The organism is Kitasatospora sp. NPDC058243, assembly GCF_042882025.1.
Taxonomy (GTDB): domain Bacteria; phylum Actinomycetota; class Actinomycetes; order Streptomycetales; family Streptomycetaceae; genus Kitasatospora.
This window is the reverse complement of the sequence record NZ_JBHVWW010000017.1, coordinates 18827-41944: the sequence shown is the minus strand read 5'-3', so window position 1 is coordinate 41944 and position 23118 is coordinate 18827. Positions and strand designations below refer to the sequence as shown.

Below are 23118 nucleotides of genomic sequence, written 5' to 3'. Positions count from 1 at the left end.
GTTCGCTCGGATCGCGGTGCCCTGTCGCTTCGTATCCCCGAACGCTACCGCCTCCGGCGCGGGCCCGTGGCACGCCCGAACCGGCCGGAAAGCGTCAGAGCAGGCCATTCCGGTCGACCGGAAGGTCAACCACCAGCACCACTGCGGGCCGCTCACCGGCGGTGTGCCCGGTCTTGGTCTTCGTCTTGTTGTCCTGTGCCTTGTTGACCACGATCGCGATGATGATGCCGGCCAGCACGAGCACGCCGACGATGATCGCGATGACGACCACGGCCGTCGAGCAGCCGCCGCCGCTGGGCGCCTTCGGCTGCTGGTACGGCGGCATCGGCTGCGGCGGCGGGGTGTGCGCCCGCTGCGGCGGGGCCTGCTGGAGGTACTGGGGGTGCGGCGTGTGCGGCCCCTGCGGACGCGGCGGCTGGAAGGCCGGCGGCGGCGTCCGGTACTGCGGCTGCTGCGGCGGCGGAGGCTGCTGGAGGTACTGGGGGTGCGGGGTCTGCGGCCCCTGCGGACGCGGCGGCTGGAAGGCCGGCGGCGGCGTCCGGTACTGCGGCTGCTGCGGCGGCGGAGCCTGCTGCGGGTACTGGGGGTGCGGGGTCTGCGGCGCCGCGTGCACCGAGCGCGGCCCCTCGTTGATCACCAGCGGCGTGCTGGCCTGCAACGGGTGCCCGCTGCCGCCGCCCTTCGCGGCCGCGATCAGCCGCTCCGCCTCGTCCCGCATCGCCGCCGCGCTCTGGAACCGGTGCGCCGGGTCCTTGCGCAGCGCCTGGGCGACGAAGGCGTCCACCGCCGGGGTGACCGATCGGTTGAGGGTGGACGGCGCCGGCGGCTCCTCCTGGACGTGCTTGTAGGCGATCGAGAACGCCGAGTCGCCGTCGAAGACCAGCTGCCCGGTGAGCATCTCGAAGAGCATCACGCCGACCGAGTAGAGGTCGGAGCGGGCGTCCACCGGCTTGCCGAGCGCCTGCTCGGGCGACAGGTACTGCGGGGTGCCGACCACCATGCCGGTCTGCGTCATCGACGTGGCGCCCGGTTCCAGCGCCCGGGCGATGCCGAAGTCCATGACCTTGACGTTGCCCTTGCGGTCGAACATGACGTTGCCGGGCTTGATGTCGCGGTGCACCAGGGACATGTCGTGCGAGGCCTCCAGCGCGTTCAGCACGCCGACGATGACCCGCAGGGCCTCCTCGGTCGGCATCGCGCCGTACTGGGCGACCGCCTCGTTGATCGCCTCGCGCAGGCCCTTGCCGTCCACCAGCTGCATGACGATGTACGGGGTGCTGGAGCCGTCCGGCGCGACGTCCTCGCCGCTGTCGTACACCGTGACGATGTTCGGGTGCTCCAGCCGGGCCACCGCCTGCGCCTCACGGCGGAACCGCTCCTTGAACGAGGCGTCCCGGCCCAGCTCGTTGTGCATGCTCTTCAGCGCGACCTGCCGGTCCAGCACGCTGTCGTACGCGAGGTGCACCGAGGCCATGCCGCCCTCGCCCAGCAGCCGCTGCAGCACATAGCGGCCGTTGCCCAGGGAGGAGCCTCCGACCGCCGCGTTGCCGTGCTCGCTCATGGTCCTCTGCTCCCCCTCGGCGCGGCCGTGGCGCCGCGACCGTGACGTTCGGTCTCGTCCGTGCGTGGTGGGCCGGGCCCGCGGGCCTGGCGGACCCCTGCCGCGGCGGTACGACCGGCCTGCGACAGGGGTCAGGGTATCGGCTGACGCCGACGGTGATCGGTCCAGGGCCGGTCCTGCCCCCGGACCGCCGGCGCCGCCGGACGGCGCCCCGGCCCGGGGCGGACCGTCGTGGTACGTCCGGTGTCGGCGGCCCGTTACAGGTACGGGCCGGAACGGATGCCGCGGCCCTGGCCCGGCTCGTCCTCGTCCAGCTCGCCGCCGTGCAGACCGGGCGGCAGCGCCCGCCGCATCTGCTCCAGCTGGGCCCGCGCCGCCATCTGCTGGGCGAACAGCGCGGTCTGGATCCCGTGGAACAGGCCCTCCAGCCAGCCGACCAGCTGGGCCTGGGCGATCCGCAGCTCCGCCTCGGTCGGAATGATGTCCTCGTTGAAGGGCAGCGACAGCCGCTCCAGCTCGGCGACCAGCTCGGGGGCCAGACCGAGCTCCAGCTCCTTGATCGAGCTGGCGTGGATGTCCTTCAGCCGGGCCCGGCTGGCCTCGTCGAGGGGCGCCGCCCGGACCTCCTCCAGCAGTTGCTTGATCATGCTGCCGATGCGCATGACCTTCGCGGGCTGCTCGACCATCTCGGTCACCGGGAGCTCACGCGGCAGGTCGCCCTCGTCCTCGTCCCCCGCCGAGCCGGCGAACCCCTGGCCCACGGGCAGCCCGTCCGGTCCGACGATCAGCACCTTCTGGCCGTCCTGCGACTGCCCGCCCGCGGCCTGGAATGGCTGCTGAAACGAGCGCTCGTTCATCGGATTCGTCATGAACAACATTCTCTCTCACTGGGGTTGGTCGGGCGGAAGCCCCCGTACAACCGCCGTCCTGAGCCACCGCTGACGACGGTACGCCCCCGGGCGCCGCCCCGGAATCCGTACGGATACTCAGCTCCCGGCCCGCCCCGGCCCCCCTGGGGCGTGCACACACCCCTCACGGAACCTCCTCCGCCGCACCCGCCCCGCGACTCAGCCCCGGCGCAGCCGCAACCCGATCAACCCCAGGCCGCAGCCGATCAACCCCAGCCCCGCGCCCAGCGGGAACTGGACGGTCGAGGCGTCCCGCCAGCGGGCGGGCAGGACGGCGGGGACGGCGGCGGCGATGGCCTGGGCGGTCGCGGCGGCGGCGTCCGATGCGGCGGCGGCGTTCGGTGCGGCGGCGTCCGCCGTGTCCGGGGCGCCCTGGTCGGTCTCGGGCTGGTCCCCCGCACCGGCCTGCCCGATACTCCGGTCGGGAACCTGGTCGGGGTTCTGCTCGGGAACCTGCGCAGGGTTCTGCCCGGGGATCTGCGCAGGAGCCTGCCCGGGGATCTGCTCGGGAGCCCGGTCCGGCGCCCGCTCCGGGGCGGTGTCGGCGCGCTCGGGCGCCCACACCGCCCAGCGCCGGTACACCCGGGCGTCGCCCCGGCCGGGGCGCGGGTGCTGCGGCGGCCCGACCGCCGGAACGGCCTCGGGCTCCGGCCCACCCACGGCGGCGGGCTCAGCGGTGAACGGGGGCGGCGACGACGACGCCGGCCCGACGGCGGCGGCCGCCGAAGCGGCGGCCAGCGGGAGCGTGAGCCCGAGCACGGCCGCCGCGATCAGTCGCTGGGTCCGGCCCGGGCCGGTACGGCGGGTACGACGGTGGTGCGGCGCGGCGGGCAGCGGCCCGAGGAGGTGCGTTGGTGCGGCCACGGTCGGAGGTCCTTCCGACGGCCGACCGCGCGCGGCGGGGTCGGCGGCGGGACAGCTCCGAACCAGCCTCACACAATCCGACGATCAGGGCATTTCGGATGTTCCGCCTCGGGCCGCCGCCCCGCGGACCCGGATCAGGCCCGCAGCACGACCTTGCCGACCTGCTCCCCCGCCTCCAGCGCCCGGTGCCCGTCGCCGGCGTCGGTCAGCGGCAGCACCCGGTCGATCACCGGCTTCACCACCCCGGACTCCACCAGCGGCCACACGTGCTCGCGCACCGCCGCCACGATCGCCGCCTTCTCCGCCAGCGGGCGCCCGCGCAGATTGGTGGCGATCACCGCGGCACGCTTGCGCAGCAGCGCGTTGAGGTCGAGCTCGCCCTTCACGCCGCCCTGCAGCCCGATGATCACCAGCCGCCCGTTGACGGCCAGCGCGTCCACGTTCCGCTGCAGGTACTTGGCGCCCATGATGTCCAGGATCACGTCCACCCCGGCCCCGCCGGTGGCCTCCTTGACCGCCTCGACGAAGTCCTGCTCGCGGTAGTCGATCGCGATGTCGGCACCGAGTTCGACGCACCGGGCCAGCTTCCCGGCGCTGCCCGCAGTCACCGCGACCCGCGCGCCGACCGCCTTGGCCAGCTGGATCGCCATGGTCCCGATGCCGCTCGCGCCGCCGTGCAGCAGCACCGTCTCGCCGGGCCGCAGGTGGGCGGTGAGGAACACGTTGGACCACACCGTGCAGGCGACCTCGGGCAGCGCGGCGGCCTCCTCGAAGCCCAGGCCCTTGGGCAGCGGCAGCAGCTGTCCGGTCGGCACCGCGACGAGCTGCGCGTACCCGCCGCCGGACAGCAGCGCGCACACCTCGTCGCCGACCGCCCAGCCGGACACGCCCGGGCCGAGGGCGGCGATCCGCCCGGCGCACTCCAGCCCGGGGTAGGGCGAGGCGCCGGGCGGCGGGTTGTAGTGGCCCTGCCGCTGGAGCAGGTCGGCGCGGTTGACGGCGGTGGCCGCCACCTCGACCAGGACCTCGCCCTCGCCGGGCACCGGGTCGGGCACCTCCGCCCACACGAGGGCCTCGGGACCGCCGGGTACGGGAATCGTCATCGCATGCATGCCCCGAACCTACTGCGCGTCACGGCGAGGAGGGGGCAAGGCCCGCGTCAGCCGGTCGACTTGATCACGATCACCCGGTCGGTGAGCTGGAGCACGGCGGCCTCGGGCTCGGTGTAGTTGAGCACCCGCCGGCCGCGGACCACCGCGACCACCAGGTCCTCGCACGCGCGCGGGCTGTGCCCGGCCTCGGCCCGGGTGACGGGGCGCTCGACCACGTCCAGGCCGTTGCCGTAGGTGAGCAGGTCCTCCATCACCGCGCCGGCGTGCGGGCTGAGCATCGACAGGCCGAGCAGCCGCCCGGCCGAACTGGAGCTGGTGACGACGACGTCGGCGCCGCTCTGCCGCAGCAGCGGGGCGTTCTCGTCCTCCCGGACGGCCGCGACCACGGTGGCGCCCTTGTTCAGCTGGCGCGCCGTCAGCGTGACCAGGACGGCGGTGTCGTCCCGTTCCGGCGCGATCACCACCCGGGCGGCGGTGGGCACCTCGGCCCGCAGCAGCGTGTCGGTGCGGGTGGCGTCGCCGACCACGCCGACCAGCCCGTGCCGGGCGGCCTGGTCGATCACCTTGCGCTGCGGGTCGACGACGACGATCTCGTCCTTCTTCACGCCCTGCCCGAGCAGGGTGTCGACGGCGCTGCGGCCCTTGGTGCCGTACCCGATGACGACGGTGTGCTCGCGCACGGTGGACCTCCAGCGGTTCAACCGCCACTGCTGGCGGGTTCGTTCGGTGAGCACCTCCAGCGTGGTCCCGACCAGGATGATCAGGAACACCACGCGCAGCGGGGTGATCACGAAGATGTTGGTGAGCCGGGCGGCGTCGCTGTACGGGGTGATGTCGCCGTACCCGGTGGTGGACAGCGTCACGGTCGCGTAGTACGCCGCGTCCAGGAAGCTGACCCCGCCGCCCGCGTTGTCGTTGTAGCCGGCCCGGTCGACGTAGACGATCAGCGTCGTGGCGACCAGGACGGCGAGCGCCACCAGCAGCCGGGAGCCGACCTGCCTGACGGCCGGCGCGCTCCGCCGGGCAGGCAGCACGATCCCGGCGTCCGACCACGGCTCGGTGCCCGGGGCGGGCGCACCCCGCAGCCTGCTCATGCGGTCGCCTCCCGGCTGTCGTGGGACGCGCACGCCCTGGTGGGCCCGTTCACGGTGCCTCCAGCAGTTCGACGGGTGCGCCGGCCGCCGCGCCGCCGGGCGGGACCACGGCCAGCGCCTCGGCCCGGGCGAGGCCGCGCAGCATCGCGGGCCCGTCGAAGGCGAGTGGGACGACGCCGTCGGCGGTGTGCCGGACGGGCAGCAGCCGGGTGTCCACCGGGTGCCCGGGCAGGCCGACGGCGGTGGGTGCGAGGACCGGGGTGACGGCGGACCGCCCGCTGCGGGCGTGCAGCAGCGGCAGGGCGAGGGTGACCGTCCCGGCGACGGCGGCCAGCGGGTTGCCGGGCAGCCCCACCAGGTGCCGCCCGCCCGGAAGCCCGGCTGGACCCCCGCCCGGAAGTCCGCCCCCGGCGGGGCCGGCCGACGGGGATGCGGCCGACGGGAGTTCGGCCAGCAACATCGGGTGCCCGGGGCGAACGGCCACGCCGTCCACCAGCAGTCGGGCGCCGGCCTCGGCGAGGGCCCGGTGCAGGAAGTCGACCGGGCCGGCCGCCGTTCCGCCGGTGGTGACCACGATGTCGGCGGTGGAGTGCCGCAGCGCGTCCCGGAGCAGCCCGAAGTCGTCCCGGACGGCCCGCACTTCGGCCACCTCGGCACCGGCCGCCCGCAGCCAGGGCGGCAGCAGCGGCCCGAGCGCGTCCCGGACCAGGCCCGGACCGGGGACGCCCGAGGCCAGCAACTCATCGCCGAGGACGAGCAGTTCGACCACCGGGCGGCGGCGCACGGCGAGCCGGTCGTGACCGCAGGCGGCGGCCAGGCCGAGCACGGCCGGGCCGACCGGGACGCCACCGGGCAGCAACGCCTCGCCGCGGCGGCACTCCTGGCCACGCGGGCGGACGTCCTGACCGGTGGTCAGCGGGTGGCGGCCGCAGTCGTGCAGCAACGTGCCGTCCGTGCGGCCGTGCTCACGGCGCAGGACGGCGGTGGCGCCCGGCGGCAGTTGGGCGCCGGTGGCGATCTCGACGGCGGCGCCGTCGGCCAGCGGCGCGGACGCCGCCCGGCCGGCCAGCACCCGCCCGGCGACCCGCCAGGGGCCCGGCCCGGCGACCGCCCAGCCGTCCATCGCGGAGGTGTCGAAGGCGGGCAGGTCGGTCAGCGCGGTGAGCGGCTCGGCGAGGGTGCGGCCGAGCGCCTCGGCGAGCGGCAGCCCGACCGCCGGCAGCGGGCTCAGCCCGGCCCGGCGGGCGGCCTCGCGGGCCTGCGCCCAGCTCAGCACGCCGGGACCGGTCGACGGGGCGGCCACGGTGGTCTGCCCGACGGCGCTCACGCCTCGCCCGGCCCGGCGGCGGCGCTCCAGCGCTCGGCGAGCGCGGCGGTCCGCCGGGCGGCCTCGGCCACGGCCTCCGGCCCGCCGCCCTGCTGGGCGGCCGCGTAGCCGATCAGAAAGGCGGTCAGCGGCGCGGCCGGGCGGGCCACCCCGTGCGCGACCACCCGGGTGAGGTCGAGCAGTCCCCGGACGTCGACGTCCAGGTCGATGCCCAGGTCGGCCCTGACCTCGGCGATCCAGTCTTCCAGCGTGCGCTCCATGCGCCCATGCTGCCTGATCGGCGGTTTCCCCGGCGTGTTCGCCCCGTGTGCGGCGCGCGTCGTTTCCCGCACGGACGCCCGCGCGGGCCGTGCACACGGACCCCTGGGGCGCCCCTACGACCGGTCGCGTTCCCGGGCCTGTTCGAGGTCCTCCCAGGTGTCGCAGTCGTAGGCGACGTTGTCGGTGTCGGCCACCAACTGCCGGGCGAGACCGCCGGTGAGGCGGCGCAGCGGGAGGCCGGCCGGATCGCCGAGGGCGGCCAGCGCGGTGCGCAGCGGGGCGGTGCGGTAGGCGGCGGCGAGCGGCTGATCGCGCCCGCCGGCGTCGACCAGGACGGCGGCGTCGACGGCCGGGCCGGCCTCGGCGAGGGCGGTGACCAGCCGGTCGACGGTCCGCCGGTCCAGGAACGGCAGGTCGGCGGCGAGCAGCAGCACGGTCGGCGCGGTGACCAGGTCGAGTCCGGCGGCGACGGCGGCGACCGGCCCGCCGCCCGGCGGCTGCTCCCTGGTCCAGCGGACGCCGGTGCGCGCGGTCGGCCGGCCGGGGCCGACCACGACGGTGGTGCGGGCGCCCGCACAGGCGGCGAGCACCCGGTCGAGCAGGGTGGTCTCGCCCACGGTCAGCCCGGGTTTGTCGGCCCCGCCGAGGCGACGGGCGGCCCCGCCGGCCGGGACGATCACGTCGTAGGGCGTCATGCGGCCAGTATCCGCCCTACTCGACTTCGCCCTTCCCGGGCTCCGTGCGCTCCTCGGTGATCTCGTCCTCGACGATCTCCGCCTCGATGATGTCGTCCTCGACGATCTCCGCCTCGACGATCTCGCCCCCTCGCGCCGCCCGGGCGGTGTTGGCGGCGGCGCCCAGTTCCAGGATGGCCGGCAGCGTCAGCTCCCCGTACCGCTCGTTCATCGCGGTGACCAGTGCCTCCGGGTCGTCCGGGTGCACGGCCAGCAGCCGGTCGAAGTCCTGGAGGTACTCGCCGGTGAAGGCGAGCACCCGGGCGGCGTCGTCGCCCTGGTCGGGGGCGCGGTGGCCGGCGATGACCCGGTCCACGCCGAGGTCGGCGATCCGGCCGAGGTTGTGGCCCCAGGTGGTGCGCTGGGCCGGGGTGGTGTCGGCGGTCCAGACGTGGGTGCCGTTGTAGGCGAAGTCCCCGGCGATCACCGTCCGGATGCTCGGCACGTGGACGACCGTCGAGTCGCCGCAGTCGGCCTGGCCGAGCAGCAGCACGGGGATGACCTGGCGGTCGAGCATGAGGGGCTGCGGCAGCAGCGGGGCGGGGATCAGCGGGTGGTCCGGGATGTCGTCGCCGTAGACCGGCTTCCACTGGGCGACCTTGGCGGCGGCGGTGCGCCGGATGCCGTCGACCACGGCGGGCGCGGCCAGCAGCCGGGCGTCGGGGAAGAGCTTCAGCACCTCCTCGGCGCCGAAGTAGTGGTCGGGGTGGTGGTGGGTGACGACGATGGCGAGCAGTCGGCGGCCCTTGCCGGCGACCCATTCGGCGAGTTCGCGGCCGGCGCTGCGGGTGAGCTGGGCGTCGACCAGGATCGCGGTCCGCTCGCCGAGGATCAGGGTGGAGGTGGCGAAGAAGGCCGATTCGGGGCCGGTGAAGACGGCGACCTCCAGCGGGCGGGCGGGCCGCTCGTGGTCCGGGGCGGCGGCCTCGGCGGCCGTGCGCTCCGCGCCGGCGCCCTCCTCGGGCGGGGACGTCGTCACTGGCTGCTCCCTCTGGTCGGCGGTCGGACTTCCTGCGCCCTACAGCATGGGAGTACCGGTGTCGGATTGCGCGGAAGGCGCGCCCGGCGGGGCGCGCCTTCCGGCTCAGGTCACATCGCGGTTCGGAGGGCCGGCACCTTGGCGTCGTGGGCGGCCTGCCCCAGGGCACGAAAACGCCCGGGGCCCGTCCGTTGTGGCAACGGACGGGCCCCGGGCGGTTACGTCGTGGAGGTTACGTCGTGGAGCTCAGCGCTTGATCGCGCCGCGCAGGCGGGCCAGCCGGTCGGAGACGCCCCAGGCGGTCACCCGCCACAGCGCCTCGACGACGATGTTGCGGCTCATCTTGGACGCGCCCAGCTCGCGCTCGACGAAGGTGATCGGCACCTCGGCCACCTTGAACCCGGCCTTCACCGTGCGCCAGGCCAGGTCGACCTGGAAGCAGTACCCGGCCGAGGCCACCTCGTCCATGCCCAGGCCCAGCAGGGTCTCCTTGCGGAACGCCCGGTAGCCGCCGGTGACGTCCCGGATCGGCACGCCCAGCGCCAGCCGCGAGTAGGTCGAGCCGCCGCGGGAGAGCAGCAGGCGCGACTTCGGCCAGTTCACCACCCGGCCGCCCGGCACCCAGCGCGAGCCCAGCACCAGGTCGGCGCCGCGCAGCGCGCCCAGCAGCCGGTCCAGTTCCTCGGGCTGGTGCGAGCCGTCCGCGTCCATCTCGACCAGGACGTCGTAGCCGTGGTCGATGCCCCAGCGGAAGCCCGCGAGGTAGGCGGCGCCCAGGCCCTCCTTGCCCTTGCGGTGCATGACGTGCACGTTCGGGTCCTCGGCGGACAGCTTGTCGGCCAGTTCGCCGGTGCCGTCGGGGCTGTTGTCGTCGGCGACCAGCACGTGGGCCTCGGGGACCGCCGCCCGCACCCGGCCGACGATCCGCTCGACGTTCTCCGCCTCGTTGTAGGTCGGAATGATCACCAGGACCCTGCCGAGATCAGCAAAACTCTGCTGGTTCACGGTCACGTACAAACCTCTCGGCCGATGGCGGGGAGTGTCAGAACACCATCGCCCGCACTCTGGAACGCGGCTCCGCCGGCAGCCCGCCGACGGAGTGACCACGGTGGAAACTGCTGTGCAGGGCGGAGACTACTGCGTCCTGGCATCCTACTACCGCGCCCGGGAACCACCGGTCCGGCCAGGGCACTCCCCTCCGATACCCGCCGTTTCCTCGCGGGCGACACCGGTCGGCTAGGGTCGATGACCTTGCCCGTGCCCGGACCCCCGCACCGCCGGGCCCGTTGCCCCGACGATCCGGCACACCCGCCACCCAGCGAAGGAGTAGGACCGCGCGCATGGACAGGCTCATCAACACCGTCCGCCCGTACGCCTGGGGGTCGCTGACCGCCCTGCCCGAACTGCTCGGGCAGGAGCCGACCGGCGAACCGCAGGCCGAGCTGTGGATGGGCGCCCACCCCGGCGACCCGTCCCGGGCCGACCGGGGCGAGGGGCCCCGCCGGTTGGACGAGCTGATCGCGGCCGACCCCGAGGGCGAACTCGGCGCCGCGACCGTCACCCGGTTCGGTCCGGCCCTGCCGTTCCTGTTCAAGATCCTGACCGCGGGCATCCCGCTGTCCATCCAGGCCCACCCCACGATCGCCCAGGCCCGCGCCGGGTTCGCCGCCGAGAACGCCCTCGGCATCCCGCTGGACGCCCCCGAGCGGAGCTACCGCGACGCCAACCACAAGCCCGAGATGGTCTGCGCGCTGGGCGCCTTCGAGGGTCTCTGCGGCTTCCGGCGGCCCGCCGAGGCGGCCGGGCTGATGGCCGGGCTCGCGGTGCCCGGGCTCGGCCCGCTGATCGACCTGCTGGCCGTCGAGGACGAGGCCGAGGCGCTGCGCGGCACGCTGGCCGCCATCCTCACCATGGACGGGAAGGCCGCCGAGGAGACCGTCCGGGAGACGGCCGCGGCCCTGGCCCGCACCGACCCGGCCGGCGACTACGGGCCGTACGCCCGGATCGCCGAGGACTTCCCGGAGGACCGCGGTCTGATCGCCGCCCTGCTGCTCAACCACTTCCGGCTCCGGGCCGGCGAGGCGCTCTACCTGGACGCCGGCGTGCCGCACGCCTACCTGGCGGGTGCCTGCGTCGAGCTCCAGGCCAACTCCGACAACGTGCTGCGGGCCGGCCTCACCCCCAAGCACATCGACCTGCCCGAGCTGCTGAAGGTCCTGGTCTTCGAGGCCGGCGCCCCCGAGCTGCTGCACCCCCGCCCGGTCGACGGCACCGCCGGCGAGGAGCTCTACCCCGTCCCGATCGACGAGTTCCGGCTCTCCCGCTTCGTCCTGGACGGCCGGGACCGCGAGATCGACGGCCGCGCCCCACAGATCCTGCTCTGCACCGAGGGCACCGCCCGGCTCACCGCCGCCGACGGCACCACCCTGGACCTCGCCCCCGGCCGGTCGGCCTTCCTCCCCGCCACCGGCGCCCCCACCCGGCTGTCCGGCACTGCCACGACCCTCTTCCGCGCCACCGTCACCGTCTGACGGCGCCCGGGGACCACGTGCCGAGGGCTCGCCTCCCGGGTGGGAGGCGAGCCCTCGGTGTGTCCGTGCGGCGGTCAGCCGACCCGTTGCCCCGGGCCGCCGGCGCCGACTTCGACCGGCACCTGATCCTTCTCCTGATCCTGGCCCCCGCCCTGGCCCTTCTCCCCGGACTGGGCCGGAACAGCCCCGGCGGCCTCGCCGGTCGCGGGCGCCCCGATCGACACGGCGGCCGCCGGCTGCAGGGCGCTGCCCGGCCAGCGGCGCTCGACCGCCTTGGCCACCTTGCGGCCCAGCTTCTGCACGGGCAGCTCCACCAGCCGGTACATCACCCAGCTCGCCAGCATGATCACGACGAGGTACTCGGCCGTCCAGATCAGCTTGCCGCCGGTCGTCGGCGGCACCTTGGGCACGTGCAGCAGCGGCTGGATGGTGTGGACCAGCGGGACGTGCAGCAGGTAGAGCGAGAAGCTGATCCCGCCGAGCCAGGTGAGCGGCTTCGGGAAGCGGCGCTTGCGCAGCGCCATGCCGATGCCGAACGTGATCCAGGCCCCGAGGTAGGAGCCGGCCCAGGCCATCCAGCCGGCCGTCCAGGTGTTCTGCTCCATGCCGTCACGGTTGTACATCCAGGCGACGGCCACCCCCGCGACGACCACGAAGCCGCAGCACAGGATCGCCTGGAGGCGGTCGATCTGGCGGTTCTCGGCCCGGTAGATCGCGGTGCCCGCGAACATCGTCGCGAAGATCATCAGGGTCTCGAACATCGGGGCCCGGCTGTTGTTGTACATCAGCACGAAGCCCAGCAGACCGAGCGTGATCGCCCCGACCCGGGTCAGGTTCGGCCGGCCGCTCAGCACGCAGGCGAAGCCGAACAGCACGATCAGGACGGAGCCCCAGACGAGGTTGCGGGTCGAGGTGATGTCGCTGGTCAGCGTGTGGGAGGCGATGGAGGTGCCGAAGAGCAGCGCCACGCCGGCGAAGCCGACCGCGATCGGGCCGCTGCGGCGGTGCTGGCCGACCGTGAAGAGCGCGGTGACCATGTAGTAGAAGACCATCTCGTAGCTGAGGGTCCACATGACGCCCAGGCCGTTCCAGACGCCCATGAAGTCCTGCAGCATGGTCGAGTTGGCGGCCACGTAGATCAGGTCGTGATCGGTGGCGAAGAGCGCGACCGAGCCGTCGCCCTTCGGGATGATGGCCAGCGCCACCGTGATACCGATGATCACCGGCGGCCAGAGCCGGAAGATCCGTCCGATCCAGAACGCCCGCACGTCCCCGCGACGCTCCAGCGAGGCCGGGATGATGTAGCCGCTGACCAGGAAGAACAGCATGACGCCGTAGAGGCCCAGGTCGGCGTGCCACCAGATGAAGGACGCCACCCCGTCCGGCAGCATCTTCAGGACGTCGAAGTGGTGGAGCGCCACCACCAGGGCGGCCACGCCGCGAAGCGCGTCGAGCCAGCCCAGCCGACTGGCCGACCCGCTCGCCCGAGCCTTCGTGCTTCCCCCGGCCCGGCGGGCGGACAGCTGTCGTATCGTTTTCACCGCACGGACAGTAGCTCATCACACTGCTGCGTTGGCCTCGGTGACGGTCGGACGAGGCCCCCCGGTGCCCCTCGTCGGTGCCAGGTCCTGTCCTAGTCCCGGGTCATGTCGACGAAGCGCGAGTAGTGGCCCTGGAAGGCCACCGTGATGGTGGCGGTGGGGCCGTTACGGTGCTTGGCGACGATCAGGTCGGCCTCGCCGGCGCGCGGGGACTCCTTCTCGTAGGCGTCCTCGCGGTGGAGCAGGATGACCATGTCGGCGTCCTGCTCGATCGAGCCGGACTCGCGCAGGTCGGAGACCATCGGCCGCTTGTCGGTGCGCTGTTCGGGGCCACGGTTCAGCTGGGAGAGCGCGATGACCGGGACTTCCAGCTCCTTGGCCAGCAGCTTCAGGTTTCGCGACATGTCGGAGACCTCCTGCTGGCGGTTCTCGGCCCGGCGGGAGCCGCCGGACTGCATCAGCTGGAGGTAGTCGATGACGACCAGCTTGATGTCGTTGCGCTGCTTGAGCCGGCGGCACTTGGCCCGGATCTCCATCATCGACAGGTTCGGGGAGTCGTCGATGAACAGCGGCGCCTCGCTGACGTCGGGCATCCGGCGGGCGACGCGGGTCCAGTCGTCGTCCGTCATGTTCCCGGAGCGCATGTGGTGCAGCGCGACCCGGGCCTCGGCGGACAGCAGGCGCATGGCGATCTCGTTGCGGCCCATTTCGAGCGAGAAGATCACGCTCGGCAGCTTGTTCTGGATCGAGCAGGCGCGGGCGAAGTCCAGCGCCAGGGTCGACTTGCCCATCGCGGGACGGGCCGCGATGACGATCATCTGGCCGGGGTGGAGGCCGTTGGTGAGCGCGTCGAAGTCGGCGAAGCCGGTCGGGACGCCGGACATCTGGCCGTTGCGGGAGCCGATCGCCTCGATCTCGTCGAGGGCGCCCTCCATGATGTCGGCGAGCGGCGCGTAGTCCTCGTTGGTGCGCTGCTCGGTGACGGCGTAGATCTCCGCCTGGGCGGCGTTGACGATCTCGTCGACGTCGCCCTCGGCCGCGTAGCCCATGCCGGCGATCCGGGTGCCGGCCTCGACCAGGCGGCGCAGGACGGCGCGCTCGTGGACGATCTGGGCGTAGTACTCGGCGTTGGCGGCGGTCGGGACGGAGTTGACCAGGGTGTGCAGGTAGGAGGCGCCGCCGACGCGCTGGAGCTCGCCGCGCTTGGTGAGCTCGCCGGCCACGGTGATCGGGTCGGCCGGCTCGCCGCGGGCGTACAGGTCGAGGATCGCGCCGTGGACCATCTCGTGCGCGGGCCGGTAGTAGTCGGCCGGCTTGAGCACCTCGACCACGTCGGCGATGGCGTCCTTGGACAGCAGCATGCCGCCGAGGACGGACTGCTCGGCGGCGAGGTCCTGCGGGGGGACGCGCTCGAAGCCGTCCGCGCCGCCCTGGCCCTCGTCGTCGCCACGGCGCTGCCAGCCGCCGCCACCGCCACCGCTCTGCGAACCGTCGCGCTGGGAGCCGCTCCGGCCGCCCTTGCCGCCCTTCTGGAAGCCGCCCTCGCGGCCGCCGCCGTCGCGGTTGCCGTCCCGGCCGCCGCCCTGGCCGGAGCGGCTGCGGGAGACCGGGAGCCGGTCGCCGGGCCCGTCGGGGAAGGACGCGTCGTCGAAGGCGCCGGCGGGGAAGGGGTCCTCGGCGGGCTGCCAGTCCTCCTCCGGCGGCGGGGCGTCGTGGTCGTCGTACTGGGGGCCGGTCACGCGTGTTCCCCGATCAGCGAGTGGTGCGAGTTGGAGCGGGTCTTGCCGGTGGCTGGGTGGAGCGGAGCCGCTCCTCTTTGTACGCCACGGCACCGACAAATCGGACGCCGGGGCGGGCGGGAGTGTCGGGCGGAGGGCCCACGCTAAGGCGCCGGGAGCCGTTCAGCCAAGGCGGTTATCCACAGGGGGTGTGGACGAGCGGCCCTGGGCTGTGGAGAAGTGCCGCAAAGCTGTGGACGCCCCTGTGGAAGGCCCTGTGGATAACCAGACCATCTGTCCACCGTCAACCTGTTGACCAGGTATTACCTCTTTCCGGGCCTGTGCATGAGAAATTCTTCACACACAGCCGGACCCCCGCGGGCGCGAAGCGGGTCGAACGCCTCGCTCAAGAATTCGAGTAATAGACAACTGCCACTAGCAGTCATTACCTGTGGATGAGTAGCCTGGAGCCCATGACCGCCCCTCCCGCAGCCCCGACCCCCTCCAGACGCCGGCACGACCGGGAGATCCTCGCACTGGCCGTCCCGGCCTTCGGCGCGCTGGTCGCCGAACCGCTCTTCCTGATGGCCGACTCGGCGATCGTCGGCCACCTCGGCACCCCGCAGCTGGCCGGAGTCGGCGTCGCCGCCGCCGCGCTGTCCACCGCGACCGGCGTGTTCGTCTTCCTCGCCTACGCCACCACCGCGGCGGTGGCCCGCCGGATCGGTGCCGGGGACCGCCGCGGCGCCGTCCAGCAGGGCGTCGACGGCATCTGGCTCGCCCTCGGCCTGGCCGTCCCGGTGGTGCTGCTCACCGTGCTGCTGGCCCCCTGGGCGGCCGACGTCCTGGGGGCCTCGGAGACCGCCGCCCCCTACGCCGTGACGTACCTGCGGATCAGCGCCCTGGGCATCCCCGCGATGCTCATGGTGATGGCCGCCACCGGCGTGCTGCGCGGCCTCCAGGACACCCGCACGCCGCTGCTGGTGGCGATCGCGGGCTTCACCGCCAACATCGGCCTGAACGCCGGCCTGGTGTACGGCGCCGGGCTCGGGGTGGCCGGCTCGGCCTGGGGCACCGTGCTCGCGCAGACCGGGATGGCCGCCGTCTACCTGGTCGTGGTGGTGCGAGGGGCGCGGCGCGAGCACGCCTCGCTGCGGCCGGACGCGGCCGGCATCCGGGCCAGTGCGAGGGCGGGCGGTCCGCTGCTGGTCCGGACGGTCAGCCTGCGCGCGGTGCTGATGATCGCCACCGCGGTGGCCGCCAGGCTGGGCGACGACCAGGTGGCCGCGCACCAGATCACCATGACGCTGTTCAGCTTCCTGGCCTTCGCCCTGGACGCCATCGCGATCGCCGGCCAGGCGATCATCGGCCGCTACCTGGGCGCCGAGGACGCCCCGGGCGCCAGGGCCGCCACCCGCCGGATGGTCGAGTGGGGCATCGGCTCGGGCGTGCTGCTGGGTCTGCTGGTGGTGGCCGCCCGCCCGCTGTACGTCCCGCTGTTCACGCCCGATCCGGCGGTGCAGGGGCAGTTGGACACCGCCCTGCTGCTGCTCGCCCTCAGCCAGCCGGTCGCCGGCCTGGTCTTCGTGCTGGACGGGGTGCTGATGGGCGCCGGGGACGGCCCCTACCTGGCCTGGGCGGCGATCGCGACCCTGGCGGTGTTCACCCCGGCGGCGATCGCGGTGCCGGCCACCGGCACCGGGCTGGCCGGGCTGTGGTGGGCGATGAACCTGTTCATGCTGGTCCGCGCGGCCTTCCTGGTCGGGCGGGCGCGCGGCGGCCGCTGGCTGGTCACCGGGGCCGTCCGGAGCTGACGGCGCCGGGGCCGAGGGCTCCGGCACGGAATGCGCCGGCACCGAATGCGCAGGGGCCGAACGCTCCGGAACACGACCGAGGGCCGGACTCCCGGAGGAGTCCGGCCCTCAGGCCACTGCTACGGAACTCAGGCAGCGACGACGGCGACGTCGAGGTTGGCCTGGACGTCGGCGTGCAGCTTGACCGAGACCTTGTGGGTGCCCACGGTCTTGATCGGCGAGGCGATCGCGACGGCGCGCTTGTCCACGGCCGGGCCGCCGGCGGCCTTGATGGCCTCCACGACGTCGGCCTGGGTCACCGAACCGAACAGACGGCCGGCGTCACCCGAGCGAACGGCCAGCTTGACCTGGACGCCCTCGAGCTTGCCCTTGACCTCGTTGGCGGCCTCAAGGGTCTGGATCTCGTGGATCTTGCGGGCGCGACGGATCGCGTCGACGTCCTTCTGGCCGCCCTTGGTCCAGCGGATGGCGTAGCCACGCGGAACCAGGTAGTTGCGGGCGTAGCCGTCCTTGACCTCGACGACCTCGCCGGCGGAGCCGAGACCCGGCACCTCGTGCGTGAGGATGATCTTCATTACTTGGTCACCCTCTCTTAGCGCGCGGTGCTGGTGTAGGGCAGCAGCGCCATCTCACGGCTGTTCTTCACGGCCGTGGCGACGTCACGCTGGTGCTGGGTGCAGTTGCCGGTGACCCGGCGGGCACGGATCTTGCCACGGTCGGAGATGAACTTCCGCAGCAGGTTCGTGTCCTTGTAGTCAACGTAGTTGACCTTGTCCTTGCAGAAGACGCAAACCTTCTTCTTCGGCTTGCGAGCAGGCGGCTTCGCCATTGTGTGCTCCATTTGGGGTTCACGGCCCGGCCTGCGTCCTCAGGACGCCGGCGGCCGGGCCGCACGAAATCTGTCAGCTCTTAGAACGGAGGCTCTTCCGAGAAGCCGCCACCGGACGGGGCGCCCCAGCTGCCGCCGCCCTGCTGGCCGCCGGACGGAGTGCTGGACGCCCACGGGTCGTCGGAGGGGCCGGACTGGCCGCCGCCGCCGGAGTTTCCACCCCAGCTGCCGCCGCCGCCCTGCTGGCCGCCACCGCCGCCCCAACCGCCCTGCTGGCCACCGCCGCCGCCCTGCTGGCCGCCGAAGCCGCCACCAGAGCCGCCGGGGCCACCGGACCGGTTGGCCCGGGTGACCTTCGCGGTCGCCGAGCGCAGGCTCGGGCCGACCTCGTCGACCTCGACCTCGAAGACCGTCCGCTTCTCGCCTTCCTTGGTCTCGTAAGACCGCTGGCGCAGTCGGCCCTGCACGATGACGCGCATGCCGCGCTGCAGCGACTCGGCCACGTTCTCCGCCGGCTGCCGCCAGACGTTGCACGTGAGGAAGAGGCTCTCGCCGTCCTTCCACTCGTTCGTCTGACGGTCGAAGGTGCGGGGGGTGGACGCGATACGGAACTTCGCGACCGCCGCACCCGACGGGGTGAAGCGCAGCTCGGGGTCGTCGACGAGATTGCCGACGAGGGTGATGACGGTCTCGCCTGCCATGGTGGTGATGACCTCTCGGGAAGATGTCCGTTCACCGCTGTTTCACGTGAAACAGCGGACGCGAGCTACCCGAGACCCGAAGGCCTCAGAGGTGGCTCAGTGGGTGTCCGGGCGCAGGACCTTGGTCCGCAGAACCGACTCGCTCAGGCCCATCTGGCGGTCGAGCTCCTTGACGACCTCAGGCGTGGCCTTCAGGTCGATGACCGAGTAGATGCCCTCGGACTGCTTGTTGATCTCGTAAGCCAGACGGCGACGACCCCAGGTGTCGACCTTCTCCACCTTGCCGCCGGCGTTCCGGACGACGGTGAGGAAGTTCTCGATCAGGGGGGAGACAGCGCGCTCCTCGACCGAGGGGTCGAGGATGACCATCACCTCGTAGTGACGCATGGGTAACCCACCTCCTTTGGACTCAACGGCCACGGTCTCTCCGTGGCAGGAGGGTTGTGCAGCGTCGGCACCGGAGCAGTGACGACACCGGCCACCGTAGCGGCCGGGTCCGACAATCGGGCCCCGCTCACCCGACGGGGTGGTCGCCCGGAAGAGGGCGCAAGGGGGCACAACTACACCAGTGCAGACGGCACAGCCTACCCGCACCCGGACGGCCGAACAAAACGCATAGGGGTTGTGAGACGGGCCCAACCGCCGCAATCTGGACGGAACGGGATTCCTGCCCGTTCGTCTCCACGCCAGGAGGTGGGACTCATGGCCCAGTCCGTCCACCGCATGCCCGCGCTCACACTGAACACCGACGGCCACCCGCACCCCCGCGAGAACGCCCTGGTGGGCCTCACCGCCGTGCTGGGCGTGATCGCCTTCACCACCTCGTTCTTCCACAACCTGCACCTGCTGACCTCGTGGACCGGCCTGTTCGGGATCATCACGGGGCTGCTCGGCATGTTCGTCTCGGTCACCACGGCCGAGCGCTTCGTGCTGATGATCACGCTCGGCGCCTCCGCCATCGGCTTCTACCTCGGCATCGCCCGGGGCGGCCTCTGGGGCTGAGCCGCCCCGGGCGCACCGTTCCGGAACCCTCGGCGCCCCCGTGGCGTATCTGCAAGGAGACAGGTACGCGACGGGGGCGCCGTCGCGCCCGCAGCGGCGGGCGCCCGGGCCCCGGACGATAGGGTCAGCCCGAGAACCTGGGCCCACCGCAGCCCGACCGACGAGGAGCACCGAGCAATGAGCCTGCGCCTGAGGACGATCACCCGCGAGGAGCACCTCGCCTTCATCAGGAGCCGCGCCTCGGCCAGCCACATGCAGGTGCCGTCGTGGGGCGACGTGAAGGCCGAGTGGCGCTCGGAGTCGATCGGCTGGTTCGACGAGGCCAACCAGCTCGTCGGCGCCGGCCTGGTGCTCTACCGGCAGCTGCCCAAGCTCAAGCGCTACCTCGCCTACCTGCCCGAGGGCCCGGTCATCGACTGGTTCGACCGGGACCTCGACCGCTGGCTCTCCCCGATGCTCGCCCACCTCAAGTCGCAGGGCGCGTTCTCGGTCAAGATGGGCCCGCCGATCGTCATCCGCCGCTGGAACGCCCCCACCATCAAGGAGGCCATCGCCGGCAAGCAGGCCAAGCGCCTGCGCGACGTCGAGGCCGACTGGTACGAGGCGCGCGCCTTCGAGGTGGCCGACCGGCTGCGCAAGGCCGGCTGGCTGCAGGGCGAGGACGGCGGCGCCGGCTTCGGCGACGTCCAGCCGCGCTACGTGTTCCAGGTGCCGCTGGCCAACCGCTCGCTGGACGACATCCACAAGAACTTCAACCAGCTCTGGCGCCGCAACATCAAGAAGGCCGAGAAGAGCGGCGTCGAGGTGTACCAGGGCGGCTACGACGAGCTGCCGATCTTCCACCAGCTCTACCTGGTGACCGCCGAGCGCGACAAGTTCACCCCGCGCCCGCTGTCCTACTTCCAGCGGATGTGGAAGGCCCTCACCGCCGAGGACCAGAACCGGATGCGGCTCTACATCGCCTACCACGACGGCGAGCCGCTGGCCGCGACCACGATGCTGGTGGTCGGCGAGCACGTCTGGTACTCCTACGGCGCCTCGGCCAACCACAAGCGCGAGGTCAAGCCGTCCAACGCGATCCAGTGGCGGATGATGCGCGACTCCTACGCGCTCGGCGGCGGCGTGTACGACCTGCGCGGCATCAGCGACACCCTGGACGAGAACGACCACCTGTTCGGCCTGATCCAGTTCAAGGTCGGCACCGGCGGCCAGGCCGCCGAGTACCTCGGCGAGTGGGACTTCCCGCTCAACAAGCTGCTGCACAAGGCCCTCGACCTCTACATGTCCCGCCGCTGAGGAGGCTGACCCGATGACGCTGTCGCTCTACCTCGACACCGAACGCTGGCGCACCCACCAGCGCTCCGTCCTCGCCGAGTTCCCCGGCCTGGTGCCGGTCGCCAAGGGGAACGGCTACGGCCTGGGCAACCACCGGCTGGCCGAGGAGGCGACGCTGCTGGGCACCGGTGTGCTGGCCGTCGGCACCGCGTACGAGGCGGCCGACGCCGCCGAGTGGTACGGCGGCGAGCTGCTGGTGCTCACCCCGTACCGGGTCGGCGAGGAGGCGCTGCCGCTGCCGCACGCCCGGGTGATCCGGACGGTGGCGAACCTGGACGCGCTGCGGGCGCTGCGCGGCGCCCGGGTGGTGGTGGAGTGCATGACCTCCATGCGCCGCCACGGGGTGAGCGCCGCCGACCTCACGGCCGTCGCCGCCGAGCTGGACGGCGTCGCCTTCGAGGGCCTGGCGCTGCACCTGCCGATGGACCGGCCGGACGGCTCCAGCCCGACCGAGGAGGTCGTCCACTGGGTGGACACCGCCCGGGCGGCCGGGGTGCCGGTGCACACCGTGTACGTCAGCCACCTCGGCGCGGCCGGCATGGAGCAGCTGGCCCAGCGCTACCCGGACATCGTCTTCCGGGCCCGGATCGGCACCCGGCTCTGGCTGGGCGACCACGGCGCGCTGGAGGTCCGGGCCACGGTGCTGGACGTCACCCCGGTGAAGAAGGGCGACCGCTACGGCTACCGCCAGCACCCGGCGCCGGCCGACGGCCACATCGTGGTGGTGGCCGGCGGCACCGCGCACGGCATCGGCCTGGAGGCGCCCAAGTACGTGCAGACCATGGCCTCCCGGGCCAAGGGCATCGCCCGGGCCGGCCTGGCGACCGTCAACAAGACCAAGTCGCCGTTCCACTGGGCCGGCAAGCAGCTCTGGTTCGCCGAGCCGCCGCACATGCAGGTCTCGCTGCTGTTCCTGGACGGCGAGACCAAGCCCCCCGCGATCGGCGAGGAGCTCGGCCTCCAGGTCCGGCACACCACCACGCACTTCGACCGCGTGGTGGACCGCTAGGCCCTGTCCGGCCCTAGAACGACTGAAGCGCCTACGCCTTCTCGGCCGGCTCCGGCAGTTCCGGCTCGTCCAGCCACTGCTCGGAGCCGGCCGGCGCGTATCCGGCGTAGCTCTCCTCCTCGCGCAGCGTCCGGGCGGTGCCGAGCACGAACACGTCCGGGGCCCGGTCGAGCACCCCGCCGGACGGGTCGTCGCTGCCGTCCCAGCGCACCGGGTCGCGGTCCGGCTGCAGGGCGTCGCGGACCACCATGACCACCAGGTAGAGCGTGCCCAGCAGGTGCAGCACGACCGCGAAGTGGTACCAGGCCTCGCCGATCCCGTGCTGCTTGGGCCCGGTGACGAAGCCCAGGTGGGACCAGATGCCCAGGGTGTACAGCACCTCGCAGGCCTGCCAGATCAGGAAGTCCCGCCAGCGCGGCCGGGCCAGCACCGCGAGCGGCAGCAGCCAGAGCGCGTACTGCGGCGAGTACACCTTGTTGACCAGCACGAACAGGGCGACCACCAGGAAGGCCAGCTGCGCGAGGCGCGGGCGGCGGGGCGCCGTGAAGCCGAGCCACGCTATGGCCAGGCAGCCGAGGACCATCAGCACGCCGATGTAGAGGTCGAGGTCGGCCAGCCCCGTGCCCCGGCTCTGCATCAGGATCAGCCAGAACGAGCCGTAGTCCTCGGCGCGGTGCTTGCTGAACACGTAGAAGGTCGACCAGCCCTGCCAGTTGGCCGCCATGATCGGCAGGTTGACCAGCAGCCAGGAGCCGACCGCGCCGGCCAGCATCACCCGGAACTCACGCCACTTCCCGGCCCGCCAGCAGAGCACCAGCAGCGGGCCGAGCAACAGCACCGGGTAGAGCTTGGCCGCGGTGGCCAGGCCGATGAAGACACCCGCCCAGCCGGGCCGGGAGCCGGACCACCAGGCCATCGCCACGGCGGCCAGCGCGACCGCGAGGAGGTCCCAGTTGACCGTGCCGTTCAGCAGCAGGACGGGCGCGAGCGCGAACAGCAGGGCGTCCCAGGGGCGGCGGCGGTGGGTGCGCGAGAGCGCCACCACGGCGACCACCGCGCAGGCCATCAGCAGCCCCGCGTTGATCGCCCAGAACCACCGCTCCTGGTCCTGCGAGGTGCCGGCGCCGGGCGTCAGCCAGGCCGCGACCTGCATGAACAGGCCGGTCAGCACCGGGTATTCGAGGTACTGCAGATCCCCCGAGGTGCCCGGGATGCGGTCCACGTACGGGTGCAGCCCGGCCGAGAAGCCGCGGCCGGAGAACAGGTGCGGGATGTCGCTGTAGCAGGCGTGGATGTACTGCGGCGAACCCGGCTGGAACCAGGCCTGGTTGTAGCAGGGCGCCTTCTGCACCATGCCGAGCACCGAGACCACGATCACCGCCAGCGCCAGGAAGCGCGCCGGGATCCACCAGGAGACGCCCAGCAGCGCCCGGCGGCCCGGCGGGCCGCCGATCACCTCGCTGCCGGCCGCCGCCACCGGGTCCTCGTCGGCCGGGACGACCACGGTGTTGACCGGCGGCGCGGCCGTGGCGACGGCCGGCCCGACCGGCCCTGCGGCGTCGCCGGGCCCGGCCGGCCCTGCGGATTCGTCACGATCGCTCGACGTCATGCCGGACATCCTGCCGCACCGGCCCCACCGGGACGAGGAGGACCCCGCAACGGGCCCGGCCTCCGTCGCCCGGCGGCACGGCGAATCATGACGAAACGGCGGTGGGGGGGATCCTGAGGAAGGAGGCACCCCCCCCTCTTTTTTCCCCTTCCCCGGTGGTTGTTTTTGGTACCAACCCCTCTTTTCCCC

20 protein-coding genes and 2 pseudogenes are annotated in these 23118 nt (G+C 73.0%); 5 read left to right on the top strand and 17 right to left on the bottom strand.

Annotated features, from left to right (window positions below; translation table 11 throughout):
• Positions 1-94: 94 nt before the first annotated feature.
• The 10 genes and pseudogenes from ACFVX9_RS14285 to ACFVX9_RS14240 form a co-directional block, all read right to left on the bottom strand.
• Complete coding sequence (locus ACFVX9_RS14285) at positions 95-1561, bottom strand: protein kinase (protein WP_387981833.1); 1467 nt, start codon at positions 1559-1561, stop codon at positions 95-97.
• A 257-nt stretch (positions 1562-1818) separates the two neighbouring features.
• Entirely contained in the window at positions 1819-2430 is a 612-nt protein-coding gene (locus ACFVX9_RS14280) for a bacterial proteasome activator family protein (protein ID WP_208869088.1), read from the bottom strand.
• A gap of 198 nt (positions 2431-2628) precedes the next feature.
• On the bottom strand, positions 2629-3333 hold the full coding sequence (locus ACFVX9_RS14275) for a hypothetical protein (protein WP_387981831.1): 705 nt from the start codon (positions 3331-3333) through the stop codon (positions 2629-2631).
• Between the two features lie 134 nt (positions 3334-3467).
• Positions 3468-4445, bottom strand: coding sequence for an NAD(P)H-quinone oxidoreductase (locus ACFVX9_RS14270; protein WP_380369751.1), 978 nt, complete (start codon positions 4443-4445; stop codon positions 3468-3470).
• Positions 4446-4492: 47 nt separating this feature from the next.
• The gene (locus ACFVX9_RS14265; RefSeq protein WP_380369749.1) at positions 4493-5539 is read right to left on the bottom strand and encodes a potassium channel family protein; all 1047 of its coding nucleotides are present in this window, start codon (positions 5537-5539) and stop codon (positions 4493-4495) included.
• A 49-nt stretch (positions 5540-5588) separates the two neighbouring features.
• On the bottom strand, positions 5589-6866 hold the full coding sequence (locus tag ACFVX9_RS14260) for a molybdopterin molybdotransferase MoeA (RefSeq protein ID WP_387981830.1): 1278 nt from the start codon (positions 6864-6866) through the stop codon (positions 5589-5591).
• A pseudogene (locus ACFVX9_RS14255) lies at positions 6863-7144 on the bottom strand (DUF6457 domain-containing protein); the annotation flags it as partial. The pseudogene ACFVX9_RS14255 and the gene ACFVX9_RS14260, both read right to left, overlap by 4 nt.
• A gap of 108 nt (positions 7145-7252) precedes the next feature.
• Positions 7253-7822 (bottom strand): annotated as a pseudogene (locus ACFVX9_RS14250) (molybdenum cofactor guanylyltransferase); the annotation flags it as partial.
• A 16-nt stretch (positions 7823-7838) separates the two neighbouring features.
• The gene (locus ACFVX9_RS14245; RefSeq protein ID WP_387981828.1) at positions 7839-8840 is read right to left on the bottom strand and encodes an MBL fold metallo-hydrolase; all 1002 of its coding nucleotides are present in this window, start codon (positions 8838-8840) and stop codon (positions 7839-7841) included.
• Positions 8841-9086: 246 nt separating this feature from the next.
• Positions 9087-9851, bottom strand: coding sequence for a polyprenol monophosphomannose synthase (locus ACFVX9_RS14240; protein WP_380428610.1), 765 nt, complete (start codon positions 9849-9851; stop codon positions 9087-9089).
• A gap of 329 nt (positions 9852-10180) precedes the next feature.
• Here ACFVX9_RS14240 and manA point away from each other — a divergent pair, with 329 nt between their 5' ends.
• On the top strand, positions 10181-11371 hold the full coding sequence (manA, locus tag ACFVX9_RS14235) for a mannose-6-phosphate isomerase, class I (protein WP_387981826.1): 1191 nt from the start codon (positions 10181-10183) through the stop codon (positions 11369-11371).
• Positions 11372-11445: 74 nt separating this feature from the next.
• Here manA and ACFVX9_RS14230 read toward each other — a convergent pair whose 3' ends face one another.
• Both ACFVX9_RS14230 and dnaB read right to left on the bottom strand, forming a co-directional pair.
• Complete coding sequence (locus ACFVX9_RS14230; RefSeq protein ID WP_079135734.1) at positions 11446-12912, bottom strand: acyltransferase; 1467 nt, start codon at positions 12910-12912, stop codon at positions 11446-11448.
• Between the two features lie 92 nt (positions 12913-13004).
• Complete coding sequence (gene dnaB / locus ACFVX9_RS14225) at positions 13005-14651, bottom strand: replicative DNA helicase (protein WP_380369734.1); 1647 nt, start codon at positions 14649-14651, stop codon at positions 13005-13007.
• 452 nt (positions 14652-15103) lie between these two features.
• On the opposite strand from dnaB, the gene ACFVX9_RS14220 reads away from it, so the two are divergent.
• Positions 15104-16444 carry an MATE family efflux transporter gene (locus tag ACFVX9_RS14220; RefSeq protein ID WP_387981825.1) on the top strand — a complete coding sequence of 447 codons (1341 nt, stop codon included), beginning with the start codon at positions 15104-15106 and terminating at the stop codon, positions 16442-16444.
• 128 nt (positions 16445-16572) lie between these two features.
• On the opposite strand, the gene rplI is transcribed toward ACFVX9_RS14220, so the two are convergent.
• The 4 genes from rplI to rpsF form a co-directional block, all read right to left on the bottom strand.
• Positions 16573-17019 (bottom strand): 50S ribosomal protein L9, encoded by a 447-nt coding sequence (gene rplI / locus ACFVX9_RS14215; RefSeq protein ID WP_063348488.1) that lies wholly within the window; start codon positions 17017-17019, stop codon positions 16573-16575.
• Between the two features lie 17 nt (positions 17020-17036).
• A complete protein-coding gene (rpsR, locus tag ACFVX9_RS14210; RefSeq protein ID WP_030304537.1) occupies positions 17037-17273 on the bottom strand; it encodes a 30S ribosomal protein S18 in 237 nt (78 codons plus the stop codon).
• Positions 17274-17353: 80 nt separating this feature from the next.
• Entirely contained in the window at positions 17354-17974 is a 621-nt protein-coding gene (locus tag ACFVX9_RS14205; protein WP_063348487.1) for a single-stranded DNA-binding protein, read from the bottom strand.
• A gap of 96 nt (positions 17975-18070) precedes the next feature.
• Positions 18071-18361 carry a 30S ribosomal protein S6 gene (gene rpsF / locus ACFVX9_RS14200; RefSeq protein WP_063348486.1) on the bottom strand — a complete coding sequence of 97 codons (291 nt, stop codon included), beginning with the start codon at positions 18359-18361 and terminating at the stop codon, positions 18071-18073.
• A 315-nt stretch (positions 18362-18676) separates the two neighbouring features.
• Between rpsF and ACFVX9_RS14195 the strand changes: the two genes are divergently transcribed.
• From ACFVX9_RS14195 to ACFVX9_RS14185, 3 genes are all read left to right on the top strand, one after another.
• A complete protein-coding gene (locus ACFVX9_RS14195) occupies positions 18677-18976 on the top strand; it encodes a hypothetical protein (RefSeq protein WP_063348485.1) in 300 nt (99 codons plus the stop codon).
• Between the two features lie 177 nt (positions 18977-19153).
• The gene (locus ACFVX9_RS14190) at positions 19154-20272 is read left to right on the top strand and encodes a peptidoglycan bridge formation glycyltransferase FemA/FemB family protein (RefSeq protein WP_063348484.1); all 1119 of its coding nucleotides are present in this window, start codon (positions 19154-19156) and stop codon (positions 20270-20272) included.
• A 13-nt stretch (positions 20273-20285) separates the two neighbouring features.
• Positions 20286-21320, top strand: coding sequence for an alanine racemase (locus tag ACFVX9_RS14185; RefSeq protein ID WP_063348483.1), 1035 nt, complete (start codon positions 20286-20288; stop codon positions 21318-21320).
• 31 nt (positions 21321-21351) lie between these two features.
• On the opposite strand, the gene ACFVX9_RS14180 is transcribed toward ACFVX9_RS14185, so the two are convergent.
• A complete protein-coding gene (locus ACFVX9_RS14180; RefSeq protein WP_387981823.1) occupies positions 21352-22929 on the bottom strand; it encodes a glycosyltransferase family 87 protein in 1578 nt (525 codons plus the stop codon).
• Positions 22930-23118 lie beyond the last annotated feature (189 nt).